Below are 5,423 nucleotides of genomic sequence, written 5' to 3'. Positions count from 1 at the left end.
CGATTTCACTCGCCAGCCCTACATCGTGATGGAGCACATCCCCGGCGCCTCGCTGCGCGCGCGCTTCGACGCGGCGCCGCTGCCACTGGACGAGGTGGTGCAGGTCGGCATCAAGGTGGCCACCGCGCTGCATGACCTGCATCGCCAGCACGTCATCCACCTCGACGTGAAGCCGAGCAACATCATGTTCCGCCGCAACGCGGACGGCACGCAGGGCGAGGCGGTGCTGGTCGACTTCGGCCTGTCGCGCCACGACCGCCTGCCCGACCTGCTCGACGAGGAGTTCGAGCTGCCGATGGGCACCGGGCCCTACATGTCGCCCGAGCAGGTGCAGTTCGTGCGGAACGACGCGCGCAGCGACCTGTTTGCCCTCGGCGTGCTGATGTACCACCTGGCCACCGGCGAGCGGCCCTTCGGCAACCCGAACACGGTGCGCGGGCTGCGCCAGCGCCTGTACCGCGAGCCGGTGCCGCCGCGCCTGCACCGGCCGGACCTCCCGCCGTGGCTGCAGGAGATCATCCTGCGCTGCCTGGCCGTGCAGCCGGCCGATCGCCACCAGACCGCCGCGCAGCTCGCCTTCGACCTGCAGCATCCGCAGCAGGTGCAGCTCACCGAACGCGCCGAGCGCATGCAGAAGAAGGCCGGGGGCCTGGGCACGATCAAGCGGTGGCTGTCGGCCATCGGCGCCGAGCCGGTGGCCATCGCCAGCGCCGCCGAGCAGACCGAGCGCAGCCCGATCCTGCTGGCGGCGGTGGACGTGGCCGGCGCCACGCCGGCGCTGCTGGAGGCCGTGCGCCACACCGTGCAGCGCCTGCTGCAGACCGAACCCGGCGCGCGGCTGGCCTGCCTGGCGGTGATGAAGACGAACCGCATCGCCACCGACGAGCTGCTGGAGGCCGACGGCTCGAGCAAGCACGTCAACCTGCTGGTCAAGCTCAAGCACTGGGCGCACCCGCTGCATCGTGCGCTGGAGCCGCAGCGCGAACTGCAGGCCGGCCGCATCACCTACCACGTGCTCGAGGCGCCGGACGCGGCCTCGGCCATCGTCGACTACGCGCGCAAGAACCAGGTCGACCACGTGGTGATGGGCGCGCGCAGCAGCGGCGGGCTGCGCCGCTATCTCGGCAGCGTCTCGGCCGAGGTGGTGGCGCAGTGCGACTGCACCGTCACCGTCGTGCGCGCGGCGGCGGAAGACTGACTCCGTGGACGACAACCCCTGCACGCGCTGCGGCGCCTGCTGCGCCAGCTTCCGCGTCGACTTCGCCGTCGAGGAGCTCGACTTGCGCGGCGGCCGCGTGCCCGACGGCCTGGCGGTCGAGGTCAACGACCGCACCTGCCGCATGCGCGGCACCGACCATGCCCGTCCACGCTGCGCCGCCCTGGTGGGCATGGTGGGCGAGCGGGCCCACTGCGGCATCTACGAGTGGCGGCCGTCGCCATGCCGCGAATTCGGGCTGCGCGCGCCACTCGGCCTGGGCGACGACGCCTGCACCCGCGCCCGGGCGCGCCACGGGCTGCCGCCGCTGGCCGGCTGAGCCGTTCAGGCCGGGCCCGTCGCCGGGCGCAGCACCGGTCCGGGCCGCTGCAGCGCCGCCTGCCACTCGGCGAGCATGCGCTCGTCGTGGCCCTCTTCCACCTCCAGGCCGAGGCGCAGCTCGCGGCTGGATTCGTACCAGCCGGGGCCGGCCGCCTCCTCGTCATCGCCGGGACGCATCATGCGGAAGCGGCGCAGGAACAGTTCGTCGTGGGCGCGTTGCCGGCACAGGTCGGCCAGGCGGGTCATCAATCGGGCCATGGTGTCCTCCAGCGTGTTGGCTGGAGCCAGTCTCCCGATGCGGCGATGCGCGCACCATCGCCCTCGCGTGTCACCCGGCCGATGTCCCCCGGCCCGCCCCCTCGCGCGGGGGTGCGCCACCTCAGGCCGACACGGGCACCACGCTGACCGCGACGTCCATCGCCTGCGCGCCGCCGCCGAGGATCACGCCGCGCAGCGGCACCACGTCGGCGAAGTCGGCGCCCCAGGCCAGCGTGATGTAGCGCGGGTCAGCGAGCTGGTCGTTGGTGGGATCGAACTCCACCCAGCCGTGCCGCGGCGACCAGGCGGCCACCCAGGCGTGGGAGGCGTCGACCCCCATCAGGCGGGGCTGCCCCGGCGGCGGTTCGGTGAGCAGGTAGCCGGAGACGTACCGCGCCGGCAAGCCCCAGCCTCGCAGCGCGGCCAGCATCAGGTGGGCAAAGTCCTGGCAGACGCCGCGCCGCTCGCGCAACACTTCGTCGACCGAGGTGCTGACCGTGGTGGCGCCGGGTTCGAACTCGAAGTCGGCATGGATGCGCCGCATCAGCGCGGTGACGGCTTCCAGCCAGTCACGCCCGGGCGCGAGCGACGCTGCAGCGTACTGGCGCGCGGCCTCCGACAGCGGCAGCAGCGCGGTCGCCTCGGCCATGCGCGCCGCGCCGAGATCGGGCGGCGGCCCGGGCCGCACCAGGGCGTCGCGCACCGATTCCCAGGGTTGCGCCGGCCCGGGCACGATCTGCGGCCGCGCGCCCACCTCCACCTCGGCACGCATGCGCACGCGCAGCTGCCGGTGCGCGCCGTGCAGCCCGAAGTGGGTGACGGTGTTGCCGAAAGCGTCGGGCCCGTCGTGGCGCTCGTCGGGGCGCGGGTCGATCTCGATCGAATGCGCCAGCAGCCGCTGCCAGGGCAGGCTGCGCGGCGTCAGGCGGGCGCGCTGCCACGATTGCGAGACCGGCGCGTCGTAGGCGTAGCGCGTCTCGTGCTCCAGCCGATAGCGAACGGTGCTCATGCGACCAGCGAGAGCACGCTGCGCGACGCGGCGTGCGAGAAGAACTTCAGCGTCAGCTCGTCGGACACATTGCCGGCCATGCGCTGCAGCTGGTCGAGCAGCGCGGCGAGCGCCTCGCTCTCCGGGTGCAGGTCGGCCGGCGTCAGCGCCGCCAGCGCAGCCTGCCCCGGCGCCACCACGTCGAGTGCAAAGCGGCCGTGGCGCACCTCCAGCTTCTCCACGTACTCGGCCAGGCCCTTGACCTGGAAGGCCAGCGAGCGCGGCACGAGTTCGTCGCGCACCAGCAGGTCGAGCACCGGCAGCCACTCGGGCGCCACGAGGTAGCGAGAGCGATAGGTCACCGACGAATCGGCCCATTGCAGCAGCCACTCCAGGCCCTGGTCGCGGCCTTCGCGCGTGGCCACCTGCAGCGCCGCGGCGAGATTCCACAGGCGCTCGATGCGCCGCCCCATCGACAGGAAGCGCCAGCCGGTGCCGCGGGTCATGCCGTCGAGCACGAAACCCGACAGGGTGACCATGGTCGTCACGCCGCGGTCCAGCCAGGCCAGTGCCAGCGGCAGGCGCATCGCCACCGACGGCGAGCCGCGCTGGAACACCGGGTCGCCGATCAGCTGGTTGATGGTGCGCCAGTGGTCGGCCGACATGCGGTCGCGCAGGTTGAAGGCCACCCGCGAGATCTGCCGCAGCCGCTCGGCCAGCGCGCCCTCGGGGTGGGTGGCGGCGCGCAGCAGCGCGGTGGCCGGCTCGTCGTCCGCATCGATCAGGCCGAGCCGCGCGCACAGCGCCAGCACCGCGCTGCCGCCATCGGCCCCTTCGTCGTCGAGCTGCGCCGCGATGGCCACGCGCAGCAGCCGCATCGCGGCGTCGGCGCGCTCGCCGTAACGGCCGAACCAGAACAGGTTCTCGGCTGTGCGCGACGGCAGGTTGGCGCGCGAGCTGACCAGCGCCGCCGGCGTGACCGTGGTGGTCAGCAGCGAGAACGAGGCGTTGACCGGCGCGTCGGACAGCACCCAGGTGTCCTTCGAGCGGCCGCCGCGCTGCATCGCGATCACCCGCGGCTCGCCCTCGCCGGCCACGCGGGCGAGACCGCCGGGCATCACACGGTAGCCGTCGGGCGTGGCCACGGCGAACACGCGCAACCCCACCGTGCGCGCCGAGAGCAGCTCGCGGCCATGAGCGCCGCGCTCGAGCACCGGCGCCTGCGACACATGCACCCACTCCTGCGCCACGTAGCGCTGCGGGCGTGCGGCCACGCGCTCGCGCAGCGCGGCGCGGGCGCGCTCATCGAGGTCGACGCCGAACACGGAGGGCTCGCGCGAGGAGCGCTCGATCGGCTTGATCAGCACCTGGTCGAGGCGCTTCCAGGCATCCGCGAACGCCGCCGGCTCGCCCAGCCACCAGGTGGCTACCGAGGGCAGCTTCAGCGGCTCGCCGAGCAGGCGTTCGCTCAGCGCCGGCAGGTAGCCGAGCAGCGCGCCCGACTCGAGCACGCCCGAGCCCAGCGAGTTGGCGATCAGCACGCTGCCGCGCCGCGCGCATTCGGTGAGGCCGGCCACGCCGAGGGCCGAGTCGGAGCGCAGCTCGAGGGGGTCGCAGTAGTCGTCGTCCTGGCGGCGCAGGATCGCGTGCACGCGCTGCAGGCCCTCGACCGTCTTCATCCACACGCAGCCGTCGCGCACCGTGAGGTCGTTGCCTTCGACCAGCGCGATGCCGAGGTAGCGGGCGATCAGCGCATGCTCGAAATAGGTCTCGTTGTAGGGGCCGGGCGTGAGCAGCGCGATCAGGGGCGCGTCGCCACCCGGCCCGCCCTTCGGTGCCCAGCGCAGCAGCGACTCCTTCAGTGCGGCGAAGAAGGCGGCCAGGTGCTGCACGCGCAGCTCACGGAACATCTGCGGGAACACGCGCGAGATCACCAGCCGGTTCTCCAGCGCATAGCCCGCGCCCGAGGGCGCCTGCGTGCGATCGCCCACCACCCACCAGTGGCCGTCGGGCGAGCGGGCCAGGTCGGCGGCGTACTGGAACAGGTGCACGCCGCCGGGCGGCCGGATGCCCAGCGCCGGCGACAGCCAGCCGGCGTGGCCGAACACCGCGGCCGGCGGGATCGCACCGGACTTCAGGAGAGTCTGTTCGCCGTACAGGTCGCCAAGGACGCGGTTGAGCAGCTCGGCGCGCTGCGCGATGCCCTCTTCGATCTCGCGCCACTCCTGGACGGGCAGCAGCAGCGGCAGCGGGTCGACCTCCCAGGGCCGGTCCATGCCCTGCGGATCGGCATAGACGTTGTAGGTGATGCCGTTCTCGCGCACCTCGCGCTCGGTGAGCGCCAGCGTGTCGGCCAGGCTGCCCGATCCGCGGCCCGCCAGCGCGTGCAGGAAGGCATGCCAGTGCGCCCGTGGCGCATGCTGCGCCGCCAGCAGCTCGTCGTAACGGCCGCTCTGCGCGGCATAGGCGGCGAGCAGGGATCTCAGCGGCATCGGCTCTGGGGCGGGGCGATGTCAGGATTGTCGCCGCAGGTCCAGGGTGAACGGGAAGTCGGGATTCCTCTCTTCGCGGGGGACGCGCATCTCGCCCGGCGTATGGCCGAGCCGGAAGAAGCGCGCCAGCCGCCTCGCTTCAGATCGG

Annotated in this window: 6 protein-coding genes; 2 read left to right on the top strand and 4 right to left on the bottom strand. The window is 73.1% G+C overall.

The window, feature by feature from the left end; translation table 11 throughout:
• Together AB7U92_RS20995 and AB7U92_RS20990 are read left to right on the top strand one after the other, a co-directional pair.
• The coding region (locus tag AB7U92_RS20995; RefSeq protein ID WP_428581590.1) for a protein kinase domain-containing protein at positions 1-1,198 on the top strand (1,198 nt) is incomplete at its 5' end.
• A 4-nt stretch (positions 1,199-1,202) separates the two neighbouring features.
• Positions 1,203-1,535 carry a YkgJ family cysteine cluster protein gene (locus tag AB7U92_RS20990; protein ID WP_428581587.1) on the top strand — a complete coding sequence of 111 codons (333 nt, stop codon included), beginning with the start codon at positions 1,203-1,205 and terminating at the stop codon, positions 1,533-1,535.
• A 5-nt stretch (positions 1,536-1,540) separates the two neighbouring features.
• On the opposite strand, the gene AB7U92_RS20985 is transcribed toward AB7U92_RS20990, so the two are convergent.
• From AB7U92_RS20985 to AB7U92_RS20970, 4 genes are all read right to left on the bottom strand, one after another.
• Positions 1,541-1,795, bottom strand: a complete 255-nt coding sequence (locus tag AB7U92_RS20985; RefSeq protein WP_428581584.1) for a hypothetical protein — start codon at positions 1,793-1,795, stop codon at positions 1,541-1,543.
• Between the two features lie 121 nt (positions 1,796-1,916).
• Positions 1,917-2,804, bottom strand: coding sequence for a transglutaminase family protein (locus AB7U92_RS20980; protein ID WP_428581581.1), 888 nt, complete (start codon positions 2,802-2,804; stop codon positions 1,917-1,919).
• On the bottom strand, positions 2,801-5,275 hold the full coding sequence (locus AB7U92_RS20975; protein WP_428581578.1) for a circularly permuted type 2 ATP-grasp protein: 2,475 nt from the start codon (positions 5,273-5,275) through the stop codon (positions 2,801-2,803). The genes AB7U92_RS20980 and AB7U92_RS20975 overlap by 4 nt, the downstream gene beginning before the upstream one ends.
• Positions 5,276-5,296: 21 nt before the next feature.
• Positions 5,297-5,423: transglutaminase family protein (locus AB7U92_RS20970; protein ID WP_428581593.1), on the bottom strand; the 127-nt coding region annotated here is incomplete at its 5' end.

This window comes from Piscinibacter sp. (assembly GCF_050175855.1).
Lineage (GTDB): Bacteria > Pseudomonadota > Gammaproteobacteria > Burkholderiales > Burkholderiaceae_C > Piscinibacter.
The sequence above is the reverse complement of the archived record's forward strand: the minus strand, read 5'-3'. Positions and strand labels throughout refer to the sequence as shown.

Coding starts and splice junctions, on each gene's coding strand:
- AB7U92_RS20980 (WP_428581581.1), bottom strand. CDS start 2,804: ATGAGCACCGTTCGCTATCGGCTGGAGCACGAGACGCGCTACGCCTAC.
- AB7U92_RS20985 (WP_428581584.1), bottom strand. CDS start 1,795: ATGGCCCGATTGATGACCCGCCTGGCCGACCTGTGCCGGCAACGCGCC.
- AB7U92_RS20975 (WP_428581578.1), bottom strand. CDS start 5,275: ATGCCGCTGAGATCCCTGCTCGCCGCCTATGCCGCGCAGAGCGGCCGT.